We start from the raw sequence: 26,251 nt of genomic DNA, 5'->3' as shown, positions 1-26,251 counted from the left end.
GAAATTGCTTCGTCTAATTTAGTATAAACAGTAGTTGTCACAACTCCGAAGCCGCTGACGAACAGCAGAGCGATCCACAGCCACTCATACTGTTGTCGCCGGTCTGCGGATTCTGAACATCATCCGAAGGCTTGGTGGTATCGTCAGACTTGGTAGGAGCGGCAGGTTTGGTTGCCTTCTGACCTTCTTCGATAGTCTGAGTCGTTACTGCAGAGCCACCGGCAGAATCAAAGGTTACGGTATAGTTTTTATTTCTTTGTTGTAACAGTCTTAGCTTTTGACCAGCCTGAATAAATCCTTATGGATTTGCCGTTAATCTTAACTGTCTTATAGGTGCGAACTCTTACATAATACTTTTTCTTGCCCGAAAGCTTTGAAATTTTCTTTGATACTGTTGTATTCTTGCCTACTGTTACGGTCTTAGCCTTGCTGAATTTACTTGAGGCACTGTACTGTACCTGATAGCCTGTTGTCTGTGTAGCCTGCTTCTTCCACTTTACTGTAAACTTCTTTGAACCTGCTTTAAGTGAGGAAATACTTGTTGCCTTTGGCTTGATTGTGAAATAAAGCGTCTTTGTTCCGCTGTATTTACCCTTAAAGGTAATCTTTACTGCGTACTTGCCAACATACTTTCTGCCTTTTGCATAAGACACAGTATAGTCAGTATTCTTAACAAGTGTCTTTCCTGTTCTGTCCTTAACAATAACCTTAGGTGTTCTAACCTTTCCGTTATATGTTAATGATGTTGCTTTAAGCTTTATGCTTGATGCCTTTGGAATTACTGTCGTTGAAAGAGTTTTCTTACATACCGAACAGTAATTTACTATCTTGCCGTTTGCTGTTGGGGTTGCCTTTGTTACGGTTTGCTTTGTGGTGTGGGCAATCTTAGCAATATTGCCCCAAGATGCAAGGTCGGTTATTTCCTTTGTACCGAGTACATCTTCATAGAACTTGCCACAACCTTCGCACTTGTAGTATGCTTCCTTACCGCCATCTGTGCAGGTGGCAGCTTTCGCAGCAACCAAAGTCAGATTGTGAGTGTGTTCTTCGTTTTTATTTTTGTAATAATATGTAACAACCGTTCCGTCCGAAACAATAGGCTTATTCAAGCCGTCAACCTTTATAAATTCATAATCATAAAGTGTTTTTGCCGGTGTTAAATCAAGCTTTGTGCCGTATGGCACGGTAAATGTTCCGCCGGCAGTGTTTGGAATTTCAGAGCCGTCCTCAAATTTATACTGAATTGAAACGGTTGTGTAGCGCTGTGTTTCCGTATTGTCGTCTGCAAGCACATTTCCGTTTTCATCGAGCACCTGAAATGCCACGGTATCGCCGCTCTTAAGCTGTGCATCAGACGGAATTTGATAAATAAGCGAGCAACTCTTTAAGCCTGAATTAAAGTCGCTTTTGATGTGATCCAAAGCACCGAGCGGCCAGAAATTTGCCTTATCATTCCAAACAGGAATGTCAAAGGTTTGTACTGTTTGAAGCGGATTCCCCGATGAATCGGTCGCAACGCTTCCGTCGGAGTGCTTAATCCACATTTTGAATTTTAATTGTCGTGCATTTTTATCTGAAATGTTTTGAATAACAGTTCTAAGCTCGATTTTTTTACCGTTCATATTAGTATTAAATCTGCTTTTGCTGTTGCCGCTCAAAAGTCGGTCATTGCGATTATATGTGTAATTATAATATGAACTTGTTTCAAGGTCGGTAAAATCAGACGGCTTTGAATAAGCGCCCGTATATTCCTTAACCTCGGGAGTTGCAACATAAAGGTCTACATCCTTAACAAGCTGAGACATTCGCTTGAAGCCCTGCAAACGGCAAACCTCACAGAATTGATAGTTTGTGTCTCTCATTATGCACTCATAACTTGAAACAAGCATTTTTGAGCCGTAAGCATTGCGGCAGGTATATGTGTTTCTAAAACCTAAAAGCTGTCGCCATTTTATCTTTTCCGGGTCTTCAACCGAGGAAAGATTGAGTGATTTAAGTTCCTTATCGTCAAGCAAATATCCGTTACTGTATTCATCACCGAGACCGAGCAAACCGTGTCCAAACTCGTGTGCAAAAGTTTTTGACGCACGATAACTGTCTGATGGCGAAATGAAATAATGGAAGCCGTATTCACGGTTATTATAAGCACCGCCGAAATCTGATTTTGTGTTTACAACCATAGCGAACTGAGCAATATAATCGTGAACATAATAATAAGGCTCATATTCCGAACCGGACGGAATTGTGTTTGGATCACACTTTTTTTTGATATGAGCATCGTGAATTTTCTCGATAAATTCAGGACCGATACATCTCTCAAAAATATGATTTTTCCACTGACTTCCGTGGAGATTATTAGAAATAACAGGCGAATTATATTTGTCGACTATAACATCAAAGAAGGTGCTTCCACCATTGTCAAAAGTCGATTCGGAAGCTGTGCAAAGAGCGTAAACATTGAATCTGTCGGCATAACTGCGATACGGTTCATATTTCATAGCGTCCTGCCAAAGTCGTTTGACATCATTGATGAATTTGCCCTGCTGACTTTTTGTGTATCCCTCGCCGCAAACGACAACAACCATATTTTCCGTGTCGCTGCGTGTTTTTTGGATGGTATAAACAGGGATGGTAGGATTAGAATATTTTCCGTCATTTGAATACCACGGGCCGAGGGTGAGCTGAATGCTTTGCTCGGTGCTGACATTCCAATCGGGATTTGCGTCCTCGGCAGGTTCCGAAATTGTATAATCATCCTCTTGCTTATTTGGAGCAGAGCCGATATAAGGACTGCTTTGTGAGCCGCTGCCGGAAGTTGTAACAAAATATTCGGAATCGAGATAAAATGCAGGTCTTACGCCCAAATCGGAATACCACGGAGCATAACGACCGACCTGACCCGATGAACTGATATAACGCATATCGTGATTGCAATCGGTAACAGGAGTGCGAAGCCAATAAGGCCAAGCCATACCGTCATTATTATACGCAACATAATAACCTTTGAGATTTTTCCACACGGCATTAGCCTGCTTTACATCAAGAAGAAAAACCTTTTCGGTTGTAGTTTCAAAATATGAACTGTCGTAGTTTGCCACCGCTTCCGAAATATCGGTGTAGTATAACAAATCCGAATTTGCGTCTCCATCAACTATGCCCTTGTTGTATTCGGGATGAGAAACGAGAGAACGCTGGGTAACGGTTTTCATTGCCGCAATTTCAGATTTTGAAAAAGCGTTGAGAAAACCCGCTTTTTCGTTGTACGCTCCCACACCGCTTACATATCCGTCTTTCGGAGGGTTGCCGCAAAGCCAATCGACTTTGCCTTCAGCTGCGGTCGAATTTAACCAAGAACGCATATTGCTGTCTTTCCAATAGTTAGAACCGTAATCATCACGCTTATAGCTTCTGCTGTGTGATTTTGAATTGCTGTTGTCATTTGTTTTGGCATCATATGCAAGGGTGTCAACAATTTTGTCTGCAAGCATAAGCGGTCCGTTATTGTCAATGCTTACACATCGCCAAAGAATTGAGGCATTGTTATACGCGCCCATTTTAACATAGTCGCCAACTTTAATATCGGGCTTTGATGCCGCCTGAATGGTCATCGGCAAAACGGAGATTGCCATGCACAATGCCAAGAATATTGCGGTTATTTTTTTCGTCATTAAGGAACCTCCTTTATAAGCTATATATTTGCTTTTATTATATTGTAAGGTGTTATATGCGTCAATGAAAATCCACCTTATTCCGTGAAACTTACCATAGTGTTACATCCCTTTTTTTCAGCAATAATACCTGCTGGAAACTGATTTTCGCAATACATTTTATTTCACCCACTAGGTTAAACAAAATTTTGTTTTTTTACTGTATCATCATGCATTATCCTGTATAATGAAAGTATCAAAAGATAGGCGGAGGCAGTGCAATGAAGAAAATACACATTGAATTCAGCGATGAGCGGCTCATTACTCCCAGTGGTCTGGTATTCGTAGGGCAAATACTTGGAAAAAGCAGTTTTGTTAAAAAAATCAACCGTGCTCCAATTTCAAAAGATTATCTGCAGAAACAGATAAAAAATGGAGACGTGCTCCTCACCTATATTGGTATGCTCTGTCAGGGAAAACCCCAGTATGAGGCTGTCCGTGAAATGATAGATGACCCTGACTACTACAAATACGCATTAGGCATCTCCTATGCGATTCCTTCCGCCGAAACACTCCGTCAGCGTTTTGACATGATCGGGGATTCCCTGCGCAAAGACATCCAGCAGGCAAATGTCGACATGCTGCGTGAAATACACATAGAGCCGACAGCCCTGGATAACGGCTTTGTTCCTGTCGATATTGATGTAACCCCCTTTGACAATTCGAAATCCAATAAGGAAGGCGTATCCCGTACCTACAAGGGTTTTGACGGATATGCACCAATTATGGCATATATCGGCACAGAAGGATACCTCGTCAATCTTGAACTGCGGATTGGGAAACAGCACTGCCAGAAAGAAACTCCTGATTTCCTGAGAGAGACCATTGAACTGTGCAGACAGCTGACGGAAAAACCACTGCTCATCCGGCTGGATTCCGGCAACGATGCATCTGAAAACATAGGCATCTTTATGGAAGAAAGCTATAAATACAACAATGTGTCTTTCATCATAAAACGGAATCCCAGACAGGAAAGTAAAGAAGAATGGCTGGAATCCGTCAGGGAATGCTGCCAGAATATCCAGCATCCACGTGATGGGAAAACTGTTTATATCGGACAGACCTTCCGGAATGTGACATATTCCCTTTCTGATAACGAGGAGAAAACTGTCGGAATACGCACAATCTATGAGATCACGGAAAGAACCATTGACCGATATGGGCAGTATTTTATCGTACCCGATATAGAACTGGGCACATACTGGACAAACACTTCCCTGCCAGACGAAACAGTCATTGATCTTTACCATGCCCACGGAGAAAGTGAGCAGTACTGTCAAAAATCCTCTCCGTCACTTGTGACAAAATAATATGACAGATCAGTAATTGAGGCAGCTACATTCTTTCCCCATGGGGTGTTTTTTTCATATCATCTATATTCCAAACAACTTGATCTATGTATTTATAATCAAGCCATATGGCACGATTAACTTATTCGGTCAATTCCGATTTCTCAGTTTCAAAAACTTGAAGTTGTAGAAATCCTGATCGGACATATTGTCGTTCTTGATCTTCCCGGCGGTTTCCATGACAGCTTCCACCAGCGGGCGAATATCCATAACAGAGGTGTCCTCCTGGTGCTGGGTGCTGATAAGAAATGTGGTGATGCGACCTGTATCATAATCATAGGAAACTTGCGCTTTCGCATCCGACAAGACCAGTGCAAACTTTTCATCAGAATTAACTTCTTTGTTTTCCTAATCGTGTTTAATGTATTTAGTGATAGTATCGATTAATTCCTCCATGTTAATCGGCTTGGAAATATGGTCATTCATGCCTGAATCCAGGGATTCCTGAATATCATCTACAAAAGCATTTGCAGACAAAGCTATAATTGGAATCGTAACTGCATCGGACCGCTCTATACCCAAGGCTCGAATGGCTTTTGTTGCTTGGTATCCATCCATGTTTGGCATCATAATATCCATCAAAATAAGATCGTATGTGTCTCGTGGATGATTTTTAAACAATTCCACAACTTCTTTTCCGTCTGATGCGCGTGTTACGGTCATATCAGCATCTTCCAGTATTATCGTAGCAAGTTCAGCATTTAGATCATTATCCTCAGCCATAAGAACATGAATACCCGTCAAATCTCTATGTGGAGGTTGTTTTTGTTTTGATTGAATAACTTGTTCTGTCAACTCCAGTGGAATCTCCACAGTGAATGTAGTACCTACACCTTTTTTGCTCTCAACAGCAATTGAACCGCCCATCATATCTATATGTTTTTTTGTGATGGCCATGCCAAGACCGGTTCCCTTATATTGGGTTCTGGCATTAGCATCATCTTCTTGTGAAAACGGCTTGAATAATTCTTTCTGGAACTCTTCACTCATGCCAATACCATTATCTTGAACAACATAACGAATTATGATATGTTTCTCATCCGTTCCGGGGTAACTGCTGATATCCAAAGTAATCTTTCCACCGTCCTTTGTGAATTTCACAGCATTGCCAAGAAGATTCACCAAAACTTCTCGAATACGCGTAACATCCGCAAGGACATATGGGTTCTTTGGTCTTTCTCGATGTACTTCGAACTTAAGATCTCGGTTATAAAGAAGTCCATTCATAATCGCCTGGACGTTATCTGTCAATTGAGTAATGTCCACTGGCTCAGGCGAAATGATATCTTTTCCGCTTTCAATGCGACTGAAATCCAAAACGTCATTCAACAAAGAGAGAAGATGATTCGAACTTTTTTGAACTTTCTCCAAGCTATCATGAATATCTGAAACCGTGTTCTGGTGAAGCGCAATGTTTGTAAATCCAATAATGGCATTCATCGGCGTTCTGATGTCATGGCTAATATTAAGCAAAAACGCAGATTTTGCTTTGTTGGCAGCATCTGCTTTCTCAGCGGCGTTCATTAATAATTGTTTTTGTTTTTGCTCTTCTGCCTTGCTTTTCTGGTAAACATAATAGGTATATAGACAAATTAAAAGCAATACAGCTCCTGCGACTAAACCGCAGATGATGGAAATATGATTCGTCTCTTCAACCATTCCATAAGCTGATTGCATATCCATTTCAATGCAAAATGCGCCAATGATTTCTCCTGTCCCATCATGATTTGCTCTTACAGGATAGCAAGCCGTAAAAATCGGTCCCCATGTTGTATCAATGATATCCTGAGAGTACACATTCTCCCCAGAAATAGCCCTATCAATATACGGAACCATTTCTTCCTCAATATAATCTCCAGGGTGTCTTACATCATCCGCATCCGAATCCAAACCATCTACCACATAAACGAGTTTTCCTTCTTCATTTTTTGTAGCGGTGTAAATATATCGAGTAGAATTCAGTGTTCTGATTTCATTGAAATATGAAGAAATATCCTTATATATTTGCTTCTTTTCATCAGATTTATCTTTGATTTGATCAAAATCTTCTTTGCCGATTCTTCCATCCACAAGTTTGTGTACTGCATCTGCACTCGCTGTATCGCGCGCAATTTCTGTTTCAAGGGCAGTCTTAGTGTAAGAACTTTGCAGGATAAATGTGTACAGTGCTATTACAAAAATTATCAAAAGCCCCATAAGCACAAGGATACTACCTGTATTCTTCAGTCTAAGGAATTTCTTTTTCTTCAAATTAACTCCTTCTTTTGTTTTCTTCATGCTGCTCATTCACATCCTCTAAATTCTAATTTTCCAATTTAACAAATTCCGATTTTCTTGATTCTACAAACTGGAATTTGACTTAATATCCATGGTCAACATGCTGCCACTTTCCGCCATCTGTTCTAACTAAAATCCACTTCCAATCACTGTATGTACTATTTGGATTCAAAGACCCGTTTCCACCAGATGAATCAACATCGAATGAAGATAATAAAACAATGACTTCATCTGCATTGTTTCTGTCTGCCCAATCTTTATGATCTTTCGTGCAGTCATCTCCGGCATAGTAAATTTCTGTGAGAGTGCATCCTTTCCAGTCACTCTTAAACTCCTTTTTTATTGTGTCAATAGCGGCTTTAATATCCTCTTCTGAATAGCTCTCAGATTCAACATTATGAGTTTTCTCTTCACTGACATCTCCACCACAAGCACTCAAACCAAATAAAAACATAATACATAGCATTGTACATACGATTTTCTTCATACAAGACCTCCTTAAATCCCGATTCCTCAGTTTCAAAAACTGAAATTTTCGAGTGTGTCGCTAAATTAGATTTTTTCATCAATTATCATTACTAAAATACTCATTTCTAAGTATGGAATAATAAACTACATCCACAATACCTTGATTACAGGTTCCCGACTGCCTAATTATTCCTTCTTTTTTCATTCCCATTTTCTGCATTACACTTCCTGAGTTTGGATTACCTGCAGCATGCTTTGCATATACACGTTTGACTTTTACTTCTTCAAAAAAGAATTTTACCAATGCCCTTCCTGCTTCTGCAGTTATACCTTTTCCCCACCATCTGCTTCCAATACCATACCCGAGCTCCACACTTTCTGTTGCCTCATCGAGACTTACTACTGATATATCTCCAACCAGTTCATGCGAATCTTTTAACTCAATTGTCCAAAAATAGAAATCCTGCTTATCATACGATTCTATCCAATCAATTAGTAATTGCTTTGTCTCGTCGACATTTTTATGCGGTTGCCAACTTAAAAACTTTGTTACATCTTTTTCTGTTACCCAGTTTTTAAACATGATTTCTGCATCATCTAATACATGTCGTTTAAGAACTAATCTATCTGTTTCTATTCTAATTGTGCCCTTATGTTCCATACGCATCCTCCATCATCAAGAAAATTCCGATTTTCCAGTTTCAAAAAAGGATTTTTCAAATTAGTCTTTGCAAATAACCTTTGAACCTTCACCATCAATTACAATTCCCTGATGGTTGTTAATAGGGCATAGATTCAAATCCGAAAACTCAGTCATTATTTTCTCGGTAACTTTCTTAAATGGTGCTGTAAGATAATGCGGAAGAACATAGAAATCAATCAAATCAAGCCCTGCATCATCTTCTTGTGAGTAGTCCTCCGGCTTTTCATCCATTTGCTCGATATATTGGATGCTTGGAGCGCATATAATTGCGCCTGCCGACTCGCCGATCATCAATTTTCCATTTGCCAATTCCTTTTTTAGCAACCCATCAGTTCTTGTTTTACGGAGTTGGTCCATAAGAAAGAAAGAATTTCCGCCGGTAAAATATATCACATCTGCATCTTCAAAAACAGACTGTATCGTTGAATAAGCCTCCGTTGAAATATCAATTTCAGTTACGATTGCTCCCAACTTTTTGAATAATTTTCGAGCCGAGCCGACATAACCGGTGTAGCCTTCACGCAACGAAGCTGTTGGAATAAATGCGACTTTCTTATTTTCAATTTCTTCCTTTATCAGACTTCCTACACTTGAAAAGTGCGAACATAAAAATAGTTTCATCAATATTCTCCTTTATAAATCCCGATTTCTCAGTTTCAAAAACTGAAGTTTATTTACTTTTCTTCACAACCGAATTCTTAGAAAACATATCTTTTATTCATAATCCAATTATAAACACTCCGAAAAGTGACCATATAATAAACCCTGTCATATTGTTTCTCCTTACAAATCGAATTAAAAGCCACCATAATGAGACAATGTCTCTGTTGCAAATTCTGTACCAACTCTCATAGCCTCGTAAATATCACCAATTAACATATGAGAACACACAAAGCCTGCATGGTAGCTATCTCCGCAACCAGTAGTATCAACTATTTCTAAAGCTTCATCAGCCGGGACAAAATACTTTTCACCATTATAATATGTAACACTTCCTTTATCAGCTAAAGATGCATTAAATAGTCCTTTATACTTCTTGGAAAATGCTTCAAATATCGGAAGAATTGATTCCTCTCCACTAATCAGGAAATAATCTATATATGGTGCATATTTCTCCATCTCCTTAAAATTACGATATTCTACAAAATCCACAGCCAATCTGAAGTTATTATTCTTTTTTAAATCTATAATTTGTTCAAAACAGCCTGCCCAGAAATGTATAAATACAACCTCTGATTTTTTTATAAAGTCCAATTCGTCTTGATTCAATATCATTTTATCAACAATATCACCCGTCCATGAATCATCTTTGTAATATCTGTCACCGTCAGCCGTAAGATATGTACGATTATTTGCAGTTACTTTATCCTCTTCAACTCTTACATGGCTTACATCTATTCTCTTATCAGAAACAGAATCCATAATAAATTTTGCGTAGGAATCCTGTCCAACCGCACCCAATATTGAAACATTAAACTCCTCAAATTTTGATGCATGAACTGCAAAATTAAGGGCTTCACCACCTGCACGCAATTCATCTGTTCCATCAAAAACATCTACACAGAGGCACGGAAGTGCCACTAAATTTATCATTCTTGTACCTCCCTAAATTCCGATTTCTCAGTTTCAAAAACTGGAATTGTTCGAGTTTTTCAAATACTAACGTCCTTAATTTTGTTCAATAATTGATTTATAGTAGTTACCAAAGTCAGCAAGTGAATTAACAATTGGAAGCATTTTTGTTCCGAGTTCCGTTAAGCCGTATTCAACTCTCGGTGGCTGCTCATGGTAATCGTGGCGATATGCCAGCCCATCACTCATCATTTGTCTTAAACTATCTGTCAAAACCTTTTGTGAAATACCATCTATACTTCGTAGTAGCTCATTGAATCTCCATGGACGCTCTTTCAAGTTACGCAAAATCAGCAATTTCCATTTTCCTCCGATGAGAGATACTGCTGTTGCAACTGGGCATTCCGGTAATTCTTCTTTTGCTCGCATAATTCTCACCTCCGAGTCTATTGTAACACATTCATTTTTGAGTGCACAGTTACAAAAAGGTGCGTACTTGTTTTTGTATGTGTCTCACACTATACTAATACCAAGCAACCAGAAACTACAAATTAACTATGGAGGTTATTATGGCAAATTACACAAAAACAACTATTGGAAAGGAAAACCGAATTGAGCTGCATGAAAAGTTGTCTTTAACAGGTGCAGAAATCAGTTTAAACGAACTACCTGCAGGAGCAAATGTCCCATTTGTTCATTCTCATAAAGAAAATGAAGAAATCTATGGAATTCTTTCAGGTAACGGCAAGGCCATAATTGATGGAGAAGAAATCAGCCTTTCAACTGGAGACTGGATAAAAATCGCACCTGCTGCAAAGCGTCAGTTTTTTGCATCCGATATTTCCGGAATTACTTATATCTGCATTCAGGTAAAAGAAAATTCTCTGAAACATTTTACAGCAGAGGATGCCGTAATAGGCTAATTAAAAGTATTTATTTACAAAAATGCACAGTTCCCGATAAGCTAAGAACTGTGCATTCCTTTTTTTTTCAATTTTACGATTTCTCAATTTTTCAAACAAGAACTTCTCGATTTCAAATTGCGATAAATAAATCTCTCCACCATCATCAGTTTAATTTTCGTTTAGATTAACGATTTCTTTTTCCGGTATTCTCTGTCCCACGGATTTCCTCATGATAGAAATAATCTACGATCACCGGATGTCCCTGCGGGACTCTGCCATAAGGCATTTCATTATCCACAAAGGCACAATCATACTTCTTAGCCATTTTCTCAGCTTTTACTTCAAGTGCTTCAAAGTAGCTGCGGTTATGCTTGTTATAGATCTCGTCGTAAAGTGGTACAAGATCAGGATATTTTTCGGCGATATAATCCATAATTGTCTTTTTGAAACCGCCTCGAAGATTGAGATTTTCGAGCCAGAACAGATCGCACTGATCCTTTACCCGCTCAAAGATTGCTTCAAAATCCGTGATACCAGGGAATACCGGGGATACGAAACAAACTGTACGGATACCTGCTTCATACACCTGCTTCATAGCAGCGATACGGCGCTCAATGCTCGAAGCAAAGTCCATATCGTTCTTGAAATTTTCATCTAGTGTGTTGATCGACCATGAAACGGTTACACGTCCAAGCTTCTTCAGCAGATCAATATCCCGTACCACAAGATCCGACTTTGTGCAGATCAGAATATCTGCGTCACTGCCGATCAGCTGCTCCAGAAGTTTTCTGGTATTCCCGAATTGCTCCTCCTGTGGATTGTAGCCATCTGTCACAGAACCGATGACCACCCGCTGTCCGGCATATTTCTTCGGATTTTTAATTTCCGGCCAATGCTTCACATCAAGGAAAGTGCCCCATTCCTCCTTGTGCCCGGTAAAGCGCTTCATAAAAGAAGCATAGCAATACTTGCAGGCATGTGTACAGCCTACATAGGGATTGACCGAGTAACCGCCTACCGGCAGACTAGACTTAGTCATGATGTTCTTTGTTTCCACCTCACGAATGAGGATTCCATTTATTACTTCTTCCATGATTTCTGTTCCTCTAACACTTTATTAAATTCTTCCGGCATTTCCTGAATCATAATTTCATCCCCTATGATAGGGACAAGGTCTTCCTTCATAAACACCGGAATGCCGAGCTTATGTGCCTGGTCCGCCAGAGACCATGCCCATTCCGGCTCCGTATGAATCTTCCTGCTCTGAGCTCCGGTCATGGTGCCGACAACGATCCAATTGATTCCGGAAAGGTCAACTGTGCCGGGATCGTCGAATAACGGCTCAAAGGTAACATGGTAATGTTTTGCTCTGACATTTTTCCGAAGGGCGTCGATACGCCACAGTTCTGCTTTCCTCGTCACCGTAACGCCAAACCATGCGTTTTCCAGATCGGTATCAAAATCCAGCAAATCAGGTCGCTTGGTAAGGAACAGGAACTGATGCTGTGGGTTTTCACAGATCTTTGCAAATACCTCGTCTCTCCATTCCGGCTTCCATCCGGAGAGATCGCTCATCCCGGTAAGAAGAAAGTTCTTCGGACGTTTCTTTTCCATCATCTTGAGCTTACCCGGAAAGAATTCAGGGTCAGAGAAGTCATCAATCATATGCCAGCGTTTCACGTTGTTGCGGGCATAGCAATATGTACACCCCACTGTGCAGCCAATGACGATATTCATGTTCTGAATCTGATCTTTGATACAAATACTCATGACTTCTGCCACTCCTCAAGATTCTTTCTGATGCGGTCTAGGCATTCCTCAAACTGGGTAATTTCTTCCTCTGAAAAACCTTTGTAGTAAATACTGCCCATCTCATCAGATACAGAATCGTACTCGCCCTTCAAGGCATGTGCTTTCTCAGTCAGAAACAGGAGTGTTTTCCTTTTGTCCGTTTCAGACTGAACACGGCTTATCAGCCCTTGATTTTCCATTCTTTCCAACATCGTAGTAAGAGATGTTATCGCTAATCCGCATTTAGTCGAGAGTGACCTGATTGAGATACCATCCTCCTGCCACAGCACATAAAGAATACGCCCCTGAGCTCCATTAAATGCATCAATATTCTTTTCACTGAGAATCTTCTCGAAAATCCGGTCTCCAAGCTGTTTTATTTTGGTGACAAGAAATCCTCCATTCATTTCCATGCAAAAGCTCCTATATAGTAGTTTATTAAAAACATACTATATAGGAGCTTTATTGTCAACAGTTTATATGTCTTAATAGGTAAATTCCATTTTTTTCAATTCTCCAAACTGGAAGTTACCTTCTGCTCATATAAAATATATCAATAGCTTTACTTGCAAACTCTGCTGTGCCAACTCCTCCAACATCATCAATATTTTCCGTAAGTTCTCCTCCACCGTCATACATTCTTCCAAGACCGCATAAAATCTTATCAGAACATATATAAAAATGATCTGTAATGTAATCCTGAAGTTTCCTTACCTGCAACTGCACCTGTTCATCTTCTGGATCCATTTCTTTCATTTGTCCGAATTCAACAAATAATTGCATAAACTCATTTGCAACAGTAGCTTCATCGTCTTTCGTCCAGTTCTTTGTTTTCTCTTCAAACTCCTTATACTCAGAGGTTTGTCCCCATTGTTCTTTTGCTCGTTTAGAATACTCATCAATCTTTGTTGTATCAAATACTTTAAAATCCATATATTTCACTCCTATTCCTTTTATTCCTCGAGCGAAACTAATAAGATTTTCAAGATGCTCTTTTTTCATAGTTAGCAATTCAATCTGCTGCTCTAATGCTTTGTTCCTGTCAAAGTTAGGGGCATCAATTATCTTTTTAATCTCCTTAAGCGGAAATTTCAATTCTTTAAACAGTAAAATTTGTTGCAGCCTTTCCAAGGATGTATCGTCATACAACCTATAACCTGACTCTGTATATTCAATAGGTTTTAAGAGACCAATGGTATCATAATACTGCAGAGTGCGTATACTCACTCCTGTTAATTTACTTACCTCATTCACTGTCATCATTGTCATTTCCTCCTCTCGATAAACACATCGTAAACTATTACGTTGCGTAGGAGTCAATAGTTTTTCAAAGAAATTTTCAAAATTAGCAGCTTGATAAATTCCGATTTTCACGTTAGGTTTCATCCAAATATATTTCTATTTTGCTGAATACCTTATCTTTACAGAAATTAAACTCAGGAGTCTTTTTGATATAGCTGAATATATCTTCTTCAATGTCCTCATTCCATATAGTTCGTTGAAAATCTTTATTTTCTTCCGTTGGAATATATAACACATCCACGTGAATTTGATAATACTCTTCCTCATCATTAGGAAATTGTCTAACAAAAGAAAAGTTAAACATAGGTTTTCCTGTAAAAGAATAGGTTCCTGTTTCAAATAAAATCATATCTTCTTTAAGTGGCATATTACACATCTCTTCAAACACGCTTACTATGTGTTCCAGACTAGAATTATCTGAAATGCTATTTTGCAAATATCCTAATAAACTTTCCTTTGATGTCCTCTTAAATCTATCAAATAATCCCATTTGAACCCTCCTGTAATTTATACTTATAGGCTCAGCATAAGCTCCCAATATCATGTATGATATATTATTACAACCAAACTCTAACCCATGTTGTAATATCGTTCTGATTCCATAAAAGACTCAATAACCGCTTTGCCTATTTCCTCAGCATCTGCATCAGCAAATAGTATAAATTCTTTGATGATTTCATCATATGCATATTGTCTTTTATGTGATTTTTTCATCGAATGTATTATATACTGATTATCTTCAGTGATTTTAACACGAACATAATGATTATTTTTCCAAAAAGCTACTCGGCTTCTATATTTCGTATTTTTCTTCCATGCAGCATTTTCTTTTCGCTCATTAGGCGTCAGCGAAGATAAAGGACTGTTTCTTATGTAATCAATAGCACTTTTTACACCTTCACCGACAGAAACAGCATTGTCCAAATCTGATAAATTTATGAACCAATCTGAATCAATCGAATATCCTGCAATATGGTCAATAAGCGGAACAATTAACATTCGTCCCTCTCCCTTATATATAGATATTAATAACGGATATGAATGTAACATCATAAATTCACCTCATTTACAAATTCCGATTTCTCAGTTTCAAAAACTGGAAGTTATCGAGTTATTTTACAACTTTCCACCTAAAACAGGAAATAACCCAAACTTATTCAAGCATCTCTATAAGAGACTCCAATGCTTCTTGTCCATCATCGCTTCCAAGTATTGAGTAGGAATCTTCATATTCATCATCTGTAGCGACAACTTGGAAAAACGGTTTTATTGTGACTCCTTTTATAATATATTCATATATTTTCTTTAAATCTTTAGTAAAACCATGCTTCTTTATAAATCTATTAAATTCCCTATTATAATCTGAATCACGAGGTTCTTCATATTCCTCTATAAATGCATCCACAGATTTTAATATATCAGCATTACAGAAATCATCTATATATCCTCTCTGTACCGCAACAATATTCATGAACTCATTTATATTGCGGGCTATGATTCCACATTCGCCCTCTGTACCGATATATCCGATCATTTCATCATCTAACACTACCCATAATCCACCTAAGCCGTCACGTGCAAACGGTTTAATATTCTTATAACTGGATTCTCCCGATCCCATAAGATCTTCAAACCACGAATCATCCTCCTCAAGATCCTTAACCCATGCCTCATCATAGATTTCAATATCACAATCGAAAAATGCATCTTTCAAGTCTTCATCATTATATATTTCTTCCAGAAAGTCTTGGACATCCTTCGGTAAATCAGTATTATTGAATTTTTCATGCCCATCTAATATATATGCAAACTCCTTATTATTTACAGATATCTCAATATCACTATACAGTTTCTTAAGATCCGTTCTCGTAGCTTCGACAACTCTTGCATCCGCAATATCATTGATTCGCATTTCTTCCATGTGTTTTCTCAACAAAACATCTCTGACTATCGCATAATTAATCATGTCATAGCTATAATGTTTAAATATCTTTGTATAAATGTTTTTCCCCTTTTCTACTATTCTTACGACATATCCATTTTCATCCACTTCGACAAAAACCTTACCATCCTCAGGATTTTCAACATTAATGTATTCTGCTTCTATTTTATCTGCATTTGTATAATCGTGATAAAGCTTATTGACCTGTATAGGCACCCTTTCTTTTATACTATCTATTGCATCAAATCTATAGATAGTCTTTGCTTTTTCAAATAAATCTGACAGATCGGGATATTCCTTTGACAAAACATCCATATTTCTCGCAAGTGGCAATGCGCTGTTAGATTTAATACTGATTGCATAATCAACAAGCTCATTGAACAGCTTAATCGTTTCTTCCCTTCTATGCATGCTTTGCGAAATCAATGCAATCGAGTAATAATAGCCCATGATATCCGGTATAAAATCTGTGTTTTTAAAAGGATATTTCATATCCTGTAATGTATCCAGAACTACATCGACAATTGCATCATCCTCAGCGAACACCGCCATTTTCTTAAAATCTGACATAGCGCCCGGTACACGAGCATAAGACGCTAACTTTTTAACAAGCTTCCATACAGGTTCCTTCATTTCTTCAGAAGCATGTTCCATCAATGGCAATGTCATCTTCTTATGGCTATAATTCTTTATTTCATCATCGCTTGGAGTATTTTTCTTCATTTCTTTCCCTCACAAATTCCGATTTCTCAGTTTCAAAAACTGGAATTTATAGATATCCATTATCCGCAACATAACGCATATTAGACCTATTTAGCATCCAAGTCTTGTCCTTAGCACCCTTTTTATAATCAGCTATTTGTTGCTTGTCGAATTCGCTTAATTGTTCCATAAATTCATTTATTCGATACATTACCTTTTCTTCCCCAAGAACATCTACAAGGAAATCAAAAAACACATTGTATTCTTTGAACTTTTCTTCGAGAAGGTACTGGCACGCAGCAGTGAAATCTTTATCAAATCTATCAGACAAATCGACAGCTGTTGTTTGTAGTTCTGTTTCAAAATATTTCATTACCTCATCAAACTTACTTTCATTTGAAATATCATACCAATATTCCTTATTATTTTCAAAACTTTTACTTGCTACAACACTATATGCTGTTGATGCAGCACCGTATTTTTTGTATGAAACCCGAAAATCAACATTTATCTCAATATTATTATCATCATTCCATTTTGATGAAAAAAACAAAACTTCAAATACAATCTGACCAATCGTTTTCTTTAATGATCTTCTGCTCTTCAAATACTTATATCCTGTAGTCTCCGATAGTTTACTTATAAACAATGCTATTGTATCATTTACTTTCTCGCTCATCATTTCTCCCTTCCTACAACTTCAAATAAACGCGTGCTTTTATAGCTCGCCTCTCAAACGTGCTTCTATATCAGATGCCATGTATAACACATCCGTTACAATTACCCTTTCGTCACGGATTGTGTAAAACACTGAATAATTATCGACGAGCATTCTACGCAACTCCATCTCTTTTCCGGCTCAGAATCCATAATCCTAAATCGTTCCGGGAAAGTGTCTAATGTAAGTATTTCATCAGCAATGCGATTATATTGCCCCATTGCATTATCCGGAGCAAGCAAATCTATAGCAATATAATTGTATATATCTTCCATATCCTGCAAAGCTTCTTTTGTAATCTCTACCTTATATTGCTTCATTAATGCCTCTCTCTAAATGCCACAAACGCACTAGCTGCATCCTCAACATTTCCTTTCTCTATATCGGCATATCCTTTTTCTAACTTTTGATGAATCTGTGTAACAGACATCATATCTGCATTCACTGAATTAGCTGCTTTGGGTAATACAATAGAAAAGGGAATTCCTCCTACTAATGATATTTGTTTTAAATACATATCTATAGCAGTAGCCATTGGTATCCCTAATTGTGCCAATACACTTTCTGCATTTTCTTTTACATCTGGATTTACTCTTATATTTAATGTTGCTGTTTTTCCCATAGAATACACCTCCATCTTTCTTTTATTGTAACGTCTTTTGCGTTACAGTCAATCTATGAAATATATTTTCAATGCGATAGCTTCACATTGTTTTGATTAACCATTGCATATCTGAGCGTTGTATATATTTGCTCATGTCCCAGAATTTTCTGTACCTGTTCAATCGGCATACCTTTCTCAATTGCTCTGGTGGCCATAGTCCTTCTGACCTTATGTGGGTGTACCTTTTCTACACCTAACTTCTTCCCCATTTCTCGTAATCGTAACTCCACACCGCTTTCAGTAAGTCTAGTCAAGTTGGAATGCGCTGATTATCAGAATGACCTTGATTCGTGAAGCAGTTATTCAATTAACCAGGAAAAATATCTCAGAAGATTTGTGGATGACGGAGAGATTCCGATAGATAATAATGCCGCAGAACAAAGTATCAGAAGTTTCTGTATCGGCAAAAAGAACTGGGTAATGTGTGACACTAAGAACAATGATTTCTGCGAGAAGCTTCTGCCCTGGTCAGCTGAACTCCCTGCAGAATGCAGGAAATAATACTGAAATAAAGCCGCTCAGACGAGCGGCTAATTATAGTGGGGGTACCCACAGTGGAGCGTTTACCACATTTCTATGACTCCCGCCTTTCTCTGCACTTATTTACTTTACTGTGATCTCTGCAAAAAAGTTCCGATTTACAGTTCCAATTCGCTACGCACTGCGTATCCTTTTAGAACTTGCATTTAAACATAAATAGGACATTCGCAATCACGCTTGCCGTCCCCAAATGGCTCTATACCTTATAGATACTGCTTAAGATTCTCTAAAACACATCTATACGCATTTGCATACATATGTACGCCTTCTATCGTATACTCCTCTTTTAAATTTCCATTTACATCTGTCAATCCATTATTCACATCAATATACGTATAGCCCAATTTATCGGCCAGTTTTTTGACTTCTTCATTAGCTATCGGTATATTTGTATTATTTCGATTTTTAAACGTTGTTCTGTCCCATTCCCCCTCTGGCAACGGAGCATCCTCTTTAACAGGATAATATGCCATCATATACACCTGTGTTTCCGGCAATTTTTCTTTAATTTGCATCAGAATCTTCTCATAATTTGTTATGGTATGTTTAAGTGCTTCCTCAAAAGAAATCGACGGATTACTAATATCATTTGTTCCAATATTAATAAAAATCTTAGACGGCTCTGTGCCAAACACCTGAACATCCATGTTTTCTAACATATCATCTGTTGTGAACCCGCCAACTCCGCGGTTGTAAATAATACAATCCATTTTCTCAGACATTAACAATTCATTTATCGGAAATTGTTCCATCAACGATGACCCTGTAAAAAGGATTTGTCCCTTTACAACCACTTCATTTAAAATACGATATTTATCAATTTTTTCTTTCCGATCCTTCTCATAAAACTCCTGAATCGCATCTAACTTACTCATAATTTTCCTCCTTCATTCTCTTTAACTCCGGCATCACAATCGCCAGCATTGTAATAAAACACAAACTTCCTCCAATTACATTTGATATCGGTTCTGCTAAAAACACACCTCTTGTTCCCATGTGAAATGTATATGGAAACAAATATGTTAATGGCACAACTATAAATACTTTTCTAAGTAATGAAAAGAAGATTGCCTGTTTCTTTTTATTTAATGATTTAAATACCGTCTGTCCAATATATTGCAGATCCATAAATATAAATGCTGCAAAATACAACGTCAATGCTTCTACTGCATCTACCAGTAGTTCTTTATCCGAACTGAAAATTCCGATTAAAAATTCCGGTGCAAAAATGATCACACTCCACATGATTGCCGTATAAATAAGAATCATGCAAGTCATTACTCTAATTGCTTTTCTAACACGCTTGGGACGCTGTGCTCCATAATTGTAGCTTAAAATTGGAGAAGTTCCTTCATTCATAGCATAAATCGGTGTCTCTACCATCTGCCGGATGCTTGATACAATTGTCATCACTGATATATAAACATCTCCTCCGATACCTGCCAGCACACTGTTGCAGCATATTGTTACTAAACTATTTGTCAGCTGCATAATAAATCCTGCACTACCAAGACTCACGATATTTTTTGCATCTGCTCCACATACTTTCCATTCTGCCTTGGAGAGCATTCGAACTTTTAGCTCCGATTTCTTTCTTAAAAAATAAAATACATATGCTGCTGATAAAGTCTGTGAAATAATCGTTGCAATTGCAGCTCCTTTTATTCCTAAATGCAATCCAAATATAAATAATGGATCCAAAATTAAATTGGCAACTGCTCCAATTGTTACAGACAGCATGCCTGATGTAGCATAACCTTGTGCATTAATAAATGGATTCATTCCTGTTGCGATCATGGATGGCACTGTTCCTATCAGATAAATCATCATATATGAATACGCATAAGATAACCCTTCCTCTGATGCACCAAATAATACCAGTATCGGACTTGCAAACAACATGCCGATTACCATCAATACCACTCCACAAATGCACATCATTGAAAATGATGTATTCATAATTGTTTCAGCTTTTTTTGTATTTCCTTTTCCTCTATTAATGGAAAATAAAGGGGCACCGCCACTTCCGAACAAGTTGCTGAATGCTGTGATAATCACAATAATTGGAAAGCATAAGCCCACCGCTCCAAGTACTGTTGTTCCGACTTCTGGAATTCTGGCAATGTAAATTCGATCCACGATATTATACAAAAGACTCAATATCTGTGCCACCAACATCGGTAATGCCGCGCCTAAAATATTTCCTGTAATTGTTCCGTGTTCAAAATCAATTCGTTTCATGCTCTCATTCCTTTTTTGCTTTCTTTCCCTTGACTCCAAGTATAACACGAATTAAAATATATAAAAAATATTGTTTTTATACAATAATGCAACAATATTTATATATCTTTTTCAATAGGAGAAAATCATATGGAGATCAAACAATTAGAATACTTTCGTGCAATTGTAGACGAGGGAAATGTCAGTGCTGCCGCCAGAGCTCTGCACATGACACAACCACCATTAAGCTACCAGATGAAAATGCTGGAAGAAGAATTACAAGTACAGCTTTTTATCAGAGGTACAAAAAGAATTACTCTAACCGAAGCCGGTAAAGTGCTCTATGCCAGAGCCACCAGTCTGCTTACTATGACGGATATCACCAAACGTGAAGTAATTAAGGCAAGCCAGTCTGCCACTCTCCATATTGGTCTGACACCTTCCAGTGTTTCCATTATGTCTGATTACTTAGTTCGATTTGCTTCAAAATATCCTGATATTCACTTTGATATACATGAAGGTTCTACATTTGCTTTAAAAAATGAATTAGAAAATGGCCTGGTAGATATTACAATACTTAGAACACCGATTGTATTAAACGAATGCAACACCAGCGTTTTATTACAGGAGAATTTAGTAGCAATGGCAATCCCTGGCTTTTTTGATATTGGATATACAAATATTTCATTAAAAGAACTATCACAAAAATCCTTGATACTTTCTCATCGCTATCGCAAGTATATTATATCTGCTTTTGAAGATAATGGATTAACTTGTGACATATACTGCGAATGTGAAGATGCCAGAACCGCCATAACTTTGGCCGAACATGGTTTAGGGGTTGCCATCCTCCCTTCTTCCATGAGAGAACTCAAGCCCTGTCTTCATGCCTATTCTATTAAGGATACGAACCTCTCGACAGAAATTCTCCTTGCCTGGAGAGATGAGCGAATTCCGGTTGAGGTAGAAAAATTTTTATCTGAATTAAAATAGCACTCCCAGGGACGTTCCTTTTGTCACAACGAGCGTCCCCCGGTCTTATTTATAACATATCATAGGGACACTCCTCGTGCCAAAAGGAACGTCCCTAAATCTCATACTGTTCAAGCATAGTCGGTGCCATATCCATGAATACAAAAAACTCTTCTGGCAACGTGCAAAGTTCTCGGCTTATAAAATCTTCCGCATTAATATACTTATGATCATTTTCCGGATTGTAACATTTCTCGTGATTCGCCAAAATAACTATTCCCTTAAAACTCTTCTCAATCTCATAAACAGCCTCTCCCGGTACATCATAATTTAGGATAGCGACATGTAATCTATCCTTTGCATCAAGACTGTCAGCAATATAAAATTCATCACAAAATGGCAACTTATTCTCGACAGCAAAATTAATTGTATGCTGGAGATATTCCCTTAAAATCTCTCTGTCTAGCTTATACTTAAAGCACGAAAAAAATTTTTTCATTTTATTAAATAAACCCATATATCAAATCTGCTCCTTCCTATAGTTTCAAGCCCTAAATCATTGATTTTGGAACTTTTTCTTTAAAACTTCCCTCTGCCGTTGTTACAAGGTAATATCCTTCATATTTATTTTCCGCCAGTTTCTCCGGTACCCGGATAATATCAATATATGCTGTCTGATTCGCAGGATGAGATTCCTCCTGTAATACCTGTTCAAACGGTCGGACATAATCCATCTTTCTCTTTGTCTGAAGCATTCCAAATCCCACCTGTCATGTGTCCTTCTACACTTGATTTTTCATTCTGACAAACTATGTGACAAACTGAAATTTGTCTGTCTATACATAATCTGATATTTCAAATACACATTCAGAAGCTCCATTGACAATTGTATCAACAATAGTAACTGTTACACTCTTTTCAAAAACCTCAGAGAACAATCGCATATACCAACCAGCAGAACATTCACAATACTTTTTATTCATATTCTCAACTTTTTTAGGTATATTACAATAACATTTTTTGTATACAGCAATAATCTTTCCATCAAAAATATGTAAGTTCCTTCCGCCAATATCTGCTTCATTCAGAAGATTCAAAAATTCTGCTATATCGTTAGATTTAGCGTATAATTTTTTTTGCTATTTTTATAGCATTGGTTGACAAGCAGCACCCACCACATTTTCGCATAGTATCAGTCATATATATCTTCATACTCTCAGTGGTATTTAAAAGCTCATTAATATATCTTGCCTGCTTAAGCGGTGTTGCATTTTCATCAATAATTCCAATCTCCGAACAAACCGCAAATGCATTTTCAGAATCCATATTATCTACTATTCTTTTGGCCTTATTCATATCATATCCTCGCAAGAATTTAACTAATTATTCTAAAATCTACTGTTCTTTTGATTTCACCGGCATCCAAATTTCGCAATAATAATTCTCATCCTGATTTCCTTTCGGATAATCACAAGGTGCGGTGTAGTATTCTATATTATACATTCCTGCAATTTCATAATCACTATTCCCAGGAAGCCATTCCTTAAAAATCTCTGTATTCACTTTTTGTAACGCTTCCGGCATAGATCCTTTACATGGAAATACTGCCCATGTATTTTCAGGAATAACTACCGTTTCAAATTCTTCCGGTATGTCTTTTGAAGGGATATAATCATCAGCAATCATGTACTTGAAGAATCCTTCCGGTGCTCCATCATCTAAACAGATTCCATACATACCACAAATATACTTACCGTTTCCCTTTTCATAATGCTCTGTCCAAAATTGTGGGCATTCTTTATACCCTTCTTCATTTTTAATAATTTTGGCACTTCCGACAACAGTAAATGCCGGTTTTTTAACAATTTTACATTCCATTTCAAATCCACCTTTCATAGATACATGTATTTTTAGAGGAAGGTAGTTTTTGAGTTCACCGTCTCCGGACTTCGCCTGTGCAGGCGTAATACCGTGAAATCTGGTGAAGGCTTTCGTAAAGCTGTCTGGAGAATCATAGCCATATTTCATTGCTACATCTATAACCTTAACACCATCTGTTTGCAAATCTCTGCCGGCAAGTGATAATCTTCTATTTCTTATATATTCGGATACCGTAATTCCACAAAGAATCGAAAACCCTTTTTGAAAATAAAATGGCGAAAGATTAATCTTTGCAGCAATTTTTTCCAGAGTAAGTTCATCTGTAAGATGTCCTTCAATATATTTGATTGATGAAGTGATATCTTCCAACCAGCTCATGCTTATTTACTCCTTCCTACAAAACACATCTTATCTCCAAAGCATATTTTTGTCCCGACATATTTTGCTCTCTTTTGTCCAATTACACAACTATCGCAGATATAATCACAAGGCATTCCTTTACATAAACAATTAGTAAAAATCAAATTCGTCTCTCGGTTAAACACACCAGCTTACTGGAATTTATCGCAATATTTCATTCTTGGATTATACTCGCTTATAGATAATTGGTTCATCATATCCAAAAGTTTTCTTTCCATTAACTTCCATGCTTTCAGATACCTCCAGACAACTATCAGAAAACTTTTCCCAAAGCTTAAATGTCATTACCGGTGAAAACTGGCTTGTACTGCCTCCTTCCCAGATTCCATCTTTCTCATGATAGAGCGCCGGAGTGAATTTTTCAGATTTTTTCAATTCAGTGTAGTCAGCATTTTTCATAGAATCATATGAAAACGTACTTTTATCTTCTCCTTCTGGTATTTCATAAGAATACAACACAATTCCGTCTTCTTTCTCTGTAATAAGGAAAAGATGTGGGGAAGCATGGCGTTTACCATTTGTCTCATAGTAGCTTTCTTCAACAACAAATTTACCATTAAAATCTTTAGGAAGGTTTAAAATTTTCTCATTACAGATTGTATTAATGTGTTCTGCATAAGGATATGTTTTCCCTTCTCTCTGCATATTATCAAACTGCTCTTTGTTATTAAAGTGTCCCGTCATCATATTAATAAAATTATCGAGCTTCATCATGCTTTTTACCTCCAAATTCCGATTTAACTTTCCATCAATTTAATTGCTTCATCAACAGATACACATGTAGCAAATCTCTTTGGCCACATCATATCATTGTAATATTTATATGTTTCTTCTCCAGTCATATAGTCGTTATCAAATGTTGAATTTGCACCTTGTGGAACAATTACTTTATATCCTCTCTCAAAAGCAGATTTCACAGTTGCATCTATACAGAAGTTTGTCTGTAGTCCCACTATCATTAATGTATTATCATCTTTAACATAATCTGTGAAATCTTTATTTCCAAAACAACTATTGATATTTTTTATAAATATCTTTTCCCCTTCCTTGGGAATCACTTGTTCTGCAATTTCGAAGTCTTCATCACCGATTGAAAATCCCGTTCCTGGTCCATCATCATGTTGAAAATAGATAACCTCTATTTGATTATCTCTAGCTGCTTTTATAATTCTTATAGTATCATCAATAAACGCTTCAAAATTAAAAAGTCTACTATCTGTTATTCCTTTTTGTATATCTATCACAAGTAGTTTCATTCCTTTTTCCACAGATTTGCCTCCTCAAATTAAAACTTACTGCACTTTTTCACTTAGTTTTAATTCCCTATGGTTTCATATCAAACACTGAACCATGTTCCGGGAATGTTAATTATCATAAAATCTCTGCAACACGATTGCCAACTCTTCCGGAGCTTCTATGTTTGCTTCATGACCTGTTTTCGCAAGTTCATGGAAACAGGCGTTGTTCAAATATTGGCAAAGTTCTTTTGAATTTTTTTTGTTTGCAGTGTCCTTTTCCCCACAAATGAGCAATACCGGACAAGACACCTTATGCAGGGAGTCACTGAAATCCAATTCAGCCATCGTCCCGCACAGGCTGATAACATCCGCTTTTTTGAAACCCATTTTACTGAATGCCGAATTCGGCATAAGATGAAACAACATATTCTGAACTTTCAATAATTTTTGAGGCATTTTATACTGTGCTGCAATTAATACGAGCGACTTTACTTTATCTGGGTGGTCTATCGCATAATTAAGTGCCAAAACAGCGCCTAGAGAAAGCCCACATAAGACAATTTCATCGTTCACCTTGTCACATTCTGATGAGAATGCCGAATATAATTCCTTATATGTAGCAGATTTTCCTTCTAACATCTCTGCCAAACTAAATTTGACACTACTTTCCGATACCTTCGTTTCTTTTATTACTCTATTCCAACTGTCTGGTTTTTGCCCTAGTCCATGCAAATATAAATACTTCATATATTGTCACTCCTTCAAACCAAAATTTACAAATTACATACCGCATATAGTGGTATATTTACCATCCATTCCTGATCCATATACTTTAGAGTTGAAAAACGTACAGCTTTCTCAGGATGGAATTTATCGCAAT

Annotated in this window: 30 protein-coding genes and 4 pseudogenes; 4 read left to right on the top strand and 30 right to left on the bottom strand. The window is 37.5% G+C overall.

What is annotated here, in order from left to right; all coding sequences use genetic code 11:
• Nucleotides 1-37: 37 nt before the first annotated feature.
• Both DWX57_RS14810 and DWX57_RS09250 read right to left on the bottom strand, forming a co-directional pair.
• A complete protein-coding gene (locus DWX57_RS14810) occupies nucleotides 38-268 on the bottom strand; it encodes an InlB B-repeat-containing protein (RefSeq protein WP_155219561.1) in 231 nt (76 codons plus the stop codon).
• Nucleotides 249-3,668, bottom strand: a complete 3,420-nt coding sequence (locus DWX57_RS09250) for a M64 family metallopeptidase (RefSeq protein ID WP_120123838.1) — start codon at nucleotides 3,666-3,668, stop codon at nucleotides 249-251. Before DWX57_RS09250 ends, DWX57_RS14810 begins: the two co-directional genes overlap by 20 nt.
• A 260-nt stretch (nucleotides 3,669-3,928) precedes the next feature.
• On the opposite strand from DWX57_RS09250, the pseudogene DWX57_RS09245 reads away from it, so the two are divergent.
• Nucleotides 3,929-4,981, top strand: a pseudogene (locus tag DWX57_RS09245) (IS1380-like element ISClsp2 family transposase); the annotation flags it as partial.
• A 2-nt stretch (nucleotides 4,982-4,983) separates the two neighbouring features.
• Here DWX57_RS09245 and DWX57_RS14805 read toward each other — a convergent pair.
• From DWX57_RS14805 to DWX57_RS09205, 7 genes are all read right to left on the bottom strand, one after another.
• Entirely contained in the window at nucleotides 4,984-5,034 is a 51-nt protein-coding gene (locus DWX57_RS14805; RefSeq protein ID WP_242992750.1) for a hypothetical protein, read from the bottom strand.
• Nucleotides 5,035-5,404: 370 nt separating this feature from the next.
• Entirely contained in the window at nucleotides 5,405-7,342 is a 1,938-nt protein-coding gene (locus DWX57_RS09230) for an ATP-binding response regulator (RefSeq protein WP_243002936.1), read from the bottom strand.
• A 73-nt stretch (nucleotides 7,343-7,415) separates the two neighbouring features.
• A complete protein-coding gene (locus DWX57_RS09225) occupies nucleotides 7,416-7,820 on the bottom strand; it encodes an LptM family lipoprotein (RefSeq protein WP_120123836.1) in 405 nt (134 codons plus the stop codon).
• Nucleotides 7,821-7,898: 78 nt separating this feature from the next.
• Nucleotides 7,899-8,462, bottom strand: coding sequence for a GNAT family N-acetyltransferase (locus DWX57_RS09220; protein ID WP_118650060.1), 564 nt, complete (start codon nucleotides 8,460-8,462; stop codon nucleotides 7,899-7,901).
• Nucleotides 8,463-8,522: 60 nt separating this feature from the next.
• Nucleotides 8,523-9,125 (bottom strand): Type 1 glutamine amidotransferase-like domain-containing protein, encoded by a 603-nt coding sequence (locus DWX57_RS09215; protein WP_015534087.1) that lies wholly within the window; start codon nucleotides 9,123-9,125, stop codon nucleotides 8,523-8,525.
• 174 nt (nucleotides 9,126-9,299) lie between these two features.
• Nucleotides 9,300-10,097 carry a PfkB family carbohydrate kinase gene (locus tag DWX57_RS09210; RefSeq protein WP_022215831.1) on the bottom strand — a complete coding sequence of 266 codons (798 nt, stop codon included), beginning with the start codon at nucleotides 10,095-10,097 and terminating at the stop codon, nucleotides 9,300-9,302.
• 75 nt (nucleotides 10,098-10,172) lie between these two features.
• A complete protein-coding gene (locus DWX57_RS09205) occupies nucleotides 10,173-10,505 on the bottom strand; it encodes a winged helix-turn-helix transcriptional regulator (RefSeq protein ID WP_015534088.1) in 333 nt (110 codons plus the stop codon).
• A gap of 140 nt (nucleotides 10,506-10,645) precedes the next feature.
• Between DWX57_RS09205 and DWX57_RS09200 the strand changes: the two genes are divergently transcribed.
• Nucleotides 10,646-10,999 (top strand): cupin domain-containing protein, encoded by a 354-nt coding sequence (locus DWX57_RS09200; protein ID WP_015530645.1) that lies wholly within the window; start codon nucleotides 10,646-10,648, stop codon nucleotides 10,997-10,999.
• Between the two features lie 166 nt (nucleotides 11,000-11,165).
• Here the strand turns inward: DWX57_RS09200 and DWX57_RS09195 are convergent, their stop codons facing one another.
• The 11 genes and pseudogenes from DWX57_RS09195 to DWX57_RS09145 all read right to left on the bottom strand — a co-directional run.
• Entirely contained in the window at nucleotides 11,166-12,074 is a 909-nt protein-coding gene (locus DWX57_RS09195; protein WP_118758417.1) for a radical SAM mobile pair protein B, read from the bottom strand.
• Nucleotides 12,062-12,751: a radical SAM mobile pair protein A gene (locus DWX57_RS09190; RefSeq protein WP_117551453.1), complete on the bottom strand. Its 690-nt coding sequence runs from the start codon at nucleotides 12,749-12,751 to the stop codon at nucleotides 12,062-12,064. Before DWX57_RS09190 ends, DWX57_RS09195 begins: the two co-directional genes overlap by 13 nt.
• A complete protein-coding gene (locus DWX57_RS09185; protein WP_055274716.1) occupies nucleotides 12,748-13,185 on the bottom strand; it encodes a radical SAM mobile pair system MarR family transcriptional regulator in 438 nt (145 codons plus the stop codon). The genes DWX57_RS09190 and DWX57_RS09185 overlap by 4 nt, the downstream gene beginning before the upstream one ends.
• Nucleotides 13,186-13,300: 115 nt before the next feature.
• On the bottom strand, nucleotides 13,301-14,035 hold the full coding sequence (locus DWX57_RS09180) for a MerR family transcriptional regulator (protein WP_117551455.1): 735 nt from the start codon (nucleotides 14,033-14,035) through the stop codon (nucleotides 13,301-13,303).
• Between the two features lie 112 nt (nucleotides 14,036-14,147).
• Nucleotides 14,148-14,564: a hypothetical protein gene (locus DWX57_RS09175; RefSeq protein ID WP_117874922.1), complete on the bottom strand. Its 417-nt coding sequence runs from the start codon at nucleotides 14,562-14,564 to the stop codon at nucleotides 14,148-14,150.
• 80 nt (nucleotides 14,565-14,644) lie between these two features.
• Nucleotides 14,645-15,073: a contact-dependent growth inhibition system immunity protein gene (locus DWX57_RS09170; protein WP_117551459.1), complete on the bottom strand. Its 429-nt coding sequence runs from the start codon at nucleotides 15,071-15,073 to the stop codon at nucleotides 14,645-14,647.
• Between the two features lie 154 nt (nucleotides 15,074-15,227).
• Nucleotides 15,228-16,739 carry an SMI1/KNR4 family protein gene (locus DWX57_RS09165; RefSeq protein ID WP_117551463.1) on the bottom strand — a complete coding sequence of 504 codons (1,512 nt, stop codon included), beginning with the start codon at nucleotides 16,737-16,739 and terminating at the stop codon, nucleotides 15,228-15,230.
• Between the two features lie 46 nt (nucleotides 16,740-16,785).
• On the bottom strand, nucleotides 16,786-17,397 hold the full coding sequence (locus DWX57_RS09160) for a hypothetical protein (RefSeq protein ID WP_147323117.1): 612 nt from the start codon (nucleotides 17,395-17,397) through the stop codon (nucleotides 16,786-16,788).
• A gap of 39 nt (nucleotides 17,398-17,436) precedes the next feature.
• Nucleotides 17,437-17,756: pseudogene (locus DWX57_RS09155) on the bottom strand (type II toxin-antitoxin system RelE/ParE family toxin).
• Nucleotides 17,756-18,058: a type II toxin-antitoxin system RelB/DinJ family antitoxin gene (locus DWX57_RS09150; protein ID WP_015553867.1), complete on the bottom strand. Its 303-nt coding sequence runs from the start codon at nucleotides 18,056-18,058 to the stop codon at nucleotides 17,756-17,758. The pseudogene DWX57_RS09155 and the gene DWX57_RS09150 overlap by 1 nt, the downstream one beginning before the upstream one ends.
• A gap of 68 nt (nucleotides 18,059-18,126) precedes the next feature.
• Nucleotides 18,127-18,348, bottom strand: a pseudogene (locus tag DWX57_RS09145) (tyrosine-type recombinase/integrase); the annotation flags it as partial.
• Nucleotides 18,349-18,397: 49 nt separating this feature from the next.
• Here DWX57_RS09145 and DWX57_RS09140 point away from each other — a divergent pair.
• Nucleotides 18,398-18,601: pseudogene (locus tag DWX57_RS09140) on the top strand (IS66 family transposase); the annotation flags it as partial.
• Between the two features lie 242 nt (nucleotides 18,602-18,843).
• On the opposite strand, the gene DWX57_RS09135 reads toward DWX57_RS09140, so the two are convergent.
• Complete coding sequence (locus DWX57_RS09135) at nucleotides 18,844-19,515, bottom strand: GDSL-type esterase/lipase family protein (RefSeq protein WP_120123834.1); 672 nt, start codon at nucleotides 19,513-19,515, stop codon at nucleotides 18,844-18,846.
• Nucleotides 19,508-20,881: an MATE family efflux transporter gene (locus DWX57_RS09130; protein WP_120123831.1), complete on the bottom strand. Its 1,374-nt coding sequence runs from the start codon at nucleotides 20,879-20,881 to the stop codon at nucleotides 19,508-19,510. Before DWX57_RS09130 ends, DWX57_RS09135 begins: the two co-directional genes overlap by 8 nt.
• A gap of 129 nt (nucleotides 20,882-21,010) precedes the next feature.
• On the opposite strand from DWX57_RS09130, the gene DWX57_RS09125 reads away from it, so the two are divergent.
• Complete coding sequence (locus DWX57_RS09125) at nucleotides 21,011-21,853, top strand: LysR family transcriptional regulator (protein ID WP_117551440.1); 843 nt, start codon at nucleotides 21,011-21,013, stop codon at nucleotides 21,851-21,853.
• Nucleotides 21,854-21,947: 94 nt separating this feature from the next.
• On the opposite strand, the gene DWX57_RS09120 is transcribed toward DWX57_RS09125, so the two are convergent.
• The 8 genes from DWX57_RS09120 to DWX57_RS09085 form a co-directional block, all read right to left on the bottom strand.
• Nucleotides 21,948-22,349 carry a hypothetical protein gene (locus DWX57_RS09120; RefSeq protein ID WP_119203236.1) on the bottom strand — a complete coding sequence of 134 codons (402 nt, stop codon included), beginning with the start codon at nucleotides 22,347-22,349 and terminating at the stop codon, nucleotides 21,948-21,950.
• Between the two features lie 34 nt (nucleotides 22,350-22,383).
• On the bottom strand, nucleotides 22,384-22,587 hold the full coding sequence (locus tag DWX57_RS09115) for a hypothetical protein (protein WP_120123829.1): 204 nt from the start codon (nucleotides 22,585-22,587) through the stop codon (nucleotides 22,384-22,386).
• 81 nt (nucleotides 22,588-22,668) lie between these two features.
• The gene (locus DWX57_RS09110; RefSeq protein WP_120123826.1) at nucleotides 22,669-22,929 is read right to left on the bottom strand and encodes a hypothetical protein; all 261 of its coding nucleotides are present in this window, start codon (nucleotides 22,927-22,929) and stop codon (nucleotides 22,669-22,671) included.
• A gap of 22 nt (nucleotides 22,930-22,951) precedes the next feature.
• Complete coding sequence (locus DWX57_RS09105) at nucleotides 22,952-23,188, bottom strand: hypothetical protein (protein WP_120123823.1); 237 nt, start codon at nucleotides 23,186-23,188, stop codon at nucleotides 22,952-22,954.
• Nucleotides 23,189-23,227: 39 nt separating this feature from the next.
• Entirely contained in the window at nucleotides 23,228-24,091 is an 864-nt protein-coding gene (locus DWX57_RS09100; RefSeq protein ID WP_117551434.1) for an AraC family transcriptional regulator, read from the bottom strand.
• 207 nt (nucleotides 24,092-24,298) lie between these two features.
• A complete protein-coding gene (locus DWX57_RS09095; RefSeq protein ID WP_015554548.1) occupies nucleotides 24,299-24,847 on the bottom strand; it encodes a hypothetical protein in 549 nt (182 codons plus the stop codon).
• 23 nt (nucleotides 24,848-24,870) lie between these two features.
• Complete coding sequence (locus DWX57_RS09090) at nucleotides 24,871-25,389, bottom strand: cysteine hydrolase family protein (protein ID WP_118235345.1); 519 nt, start codon at nucleotides 25,387-25,389, stop codon at nucleotides 24,871-24,873.
• A gap of 108 nt (nucleotides 25,390-25,497) precedes the next feature.
• Nucleotides 25,498-26,118 carry an alpha/beta fold hydrolase gene (locus tag DWX57_RS09085; protein ID WP_120123821.1) on the bottom strand — a complete coding sequence of 207 codons (621 nt, stop codon included), beginning with the start codon at nucleotides 26,116-26,118 and terminating at the stop codon, nucleotides 25,498-25,500.
• Nucleotides 26,119-26,251: the final 133 nt, after the last annotated feature.

The organism is Coprococcus sp. AF19-8AC (assembly GCF_003603115.1).
Classification (GTDB): Bacteria; Bacillota; Clostridia; order Lachnospirales; family Lachnospiraceae; genus Coprococcus; species Coprococcus aceti.
This window is presented reverse-complemented; position numbering and strand designations above follow the sequence as displayed.

Coding starts and splice junctions, on each gene's coding strand:
- DWX57_RS09250 (WP_120123838.1), bottom strand. CDS start 3,668: ATGACGAAAAAAATAACCGCAATATTCTTGGCATTGTGCATGGCAATC.
- DWX57_RS09230 (WP_243002936.1), bottom strand. CDS start 7,342: ATGAGCAGCATGAAGAAAACAAAAGAAGGAGTTAATTTGAAGAAAAAG.
- DWX57_RS09225 (WP_120123836.1), bottom strand. CDS start 7,820: ATGAAGAAAATCGTATGTACAATGCTATGTATTATGTTTTTATTTGGT.
- DWX57_RS09220 (WP_118650060.1), bottom strand. CDS start 8,462: ATGGAACATAAGGGCACAATTAGAATAGAAACAGATAGATTAGTTCTT.
- DWX57_RS09215 (WP_015534087.1), bottom strand. CDS start 9,125: ATGAAACTATTTTTATGTTCGCACTTTTCAAGTGTAGGAAGTCTGATA.
- DWX57_RS09210 (WP_022215831.1), bottom strand. CDS start 10,097: ATGATAAATTTAGTGGCACTTCCGTGCCTCTGTGTAGATGTTTTTGAT.
- DWX57_RS09205 (WP_015534088.1), bottom strand. CDS start 10,505: ATGCGAGCAAAAGAAGAATTACCGGAATGCCCAGTTGCAACAGCAGTA.
- DWX57_RS09200 (WP_015530645.1), top strand. CDS start 10,646: ATGGCAAATTACACAAAAACAACTATTGGAAAGGAAAACCGAATTGAG.
- DWX57_RS09195 (WP_118758417.1), bottom strand. CDS start 12,074: ATGGAAGAAGTAATAAATGGAATCCTCATTCGTGAGGTGGAAACAAAG.
- DWX57_RS09190 (WP_117551453.1), bottom strand. CDS start 12,751: ATGAGTATTTGTATCAAAGATCAGATTCAGAACATGAATATCGTCATT.
- DWX57_RS09185 (WP_055274716.1), bottom strand. CDS start 13,185: ATGGAAATGAATGGAGGATTTCTTGTCACCAAAATAAAACAGCTTGGA.
- DWX57_RS09180 (WP_117551455.1), bottom strand. CDS start 14,035: ATGATGACAGTGAATGAGGTAAGTAAATTAACAGGAGTGAGTATACGC.
- DWX57_RS09175 (WP_117874922.1), bottom strand. CDS start 14,564: ATGGGATTATTTGATAGATTTAAGAGGACATCAAAGGAAAGTTTATTA.
- DWX57_RS09170 (WP_117551459.1), bottom strand. CDS start 15,073: ATGTTAATTGTTCCGCTTATTGACCATATTGCAGGATATTCGATTGAT.
- DWX57_RS09165 (WP_117551463.1), bottom strand. CDS start 16,739: ATGAAGAAAAATACTCCAAGCGATGATGAAATAAAGAATTATAGCCAT.
- DWX57_RS09160 (WP_147323117.1), bottom strand. CDS start 17,397: ATGAGCGAGAAAGTAAATGATACAATAGCATTGTTTATAAGTAAACTA.
- DWX57_RS09150 (WP_015553867.1), bottom strand. CDS start 18,058: ATGGGAAAAACAGCAACATTAAATATAAGAGTAAATCCAGATGTAAAA.
- DWX57_RS09135 (WP_120123834.1), bottom strand. CDS start 19,515: ATGAGTAAGTTAGATGCGATTCAGGAGTTTTATGAGAAGGATCGGAAA.
- DWX57_RS09130 (WP_120123831.1), bottom strand. CDS start 20,881: ATGAAACGAATTGATTTTGAACACGGAACAATTACAGGAAATATTTTA.
- DWX57_RS09125 (WP_117551440.1), top strand. CDS start 21,011: ATGGAGATCAAACAATTAGAATACTTTCGTGCAATTGTAGACGAGGGA.
- DWX57_RS09120 (WP_119203236.1), bottom strand. CDS start 22,349: ATGGGTTTATTTAATAAAATGAAAAAATTTTTTTCGTGCTTTAAGTAT.
- DWX57_RS09115 (WP_120123829.1), bottom strand. CDS start 22,587: ATGCTTCAGACAAAGAGAAAGATGGATTATGTCCGACCGTTTGAACAG.
- DWX57_RS09105 (WP_120123823.1), bottom strand. CDS start 23,188: ATGAATAAGGCCAAAAGAATAGTAGATAATATGGATTCTGAAAATGCA.
- DWX57_RS09100 (WP_117551434.1), bottom strand. CDS start 24,091: ATGAGCTGGTTGGAAGATATCACTTCATCAATCAAATATATTGAAGGA.
- DWX57_RS09095 (WP_015554548.1), bottom strand. CDS start 24,847: ATGATGAAGCTCGATAATTTTATTAATATGATGACGGGACACTTTAAT.
- DWX57_RS09090 (WP_118235345.1), bottom strand. CDS start 25,389: ATGAAACTACTTGTGATAGATATACAAAAAGGAATAACAGATAGTAGA.
- DWX57_RS09085 (WP_120123821.1), bottom strand. CDS start 26,118: ATGAAGTATTTATATTTGCATGGACTAGGGCAAAAACCAGACAGTTGG.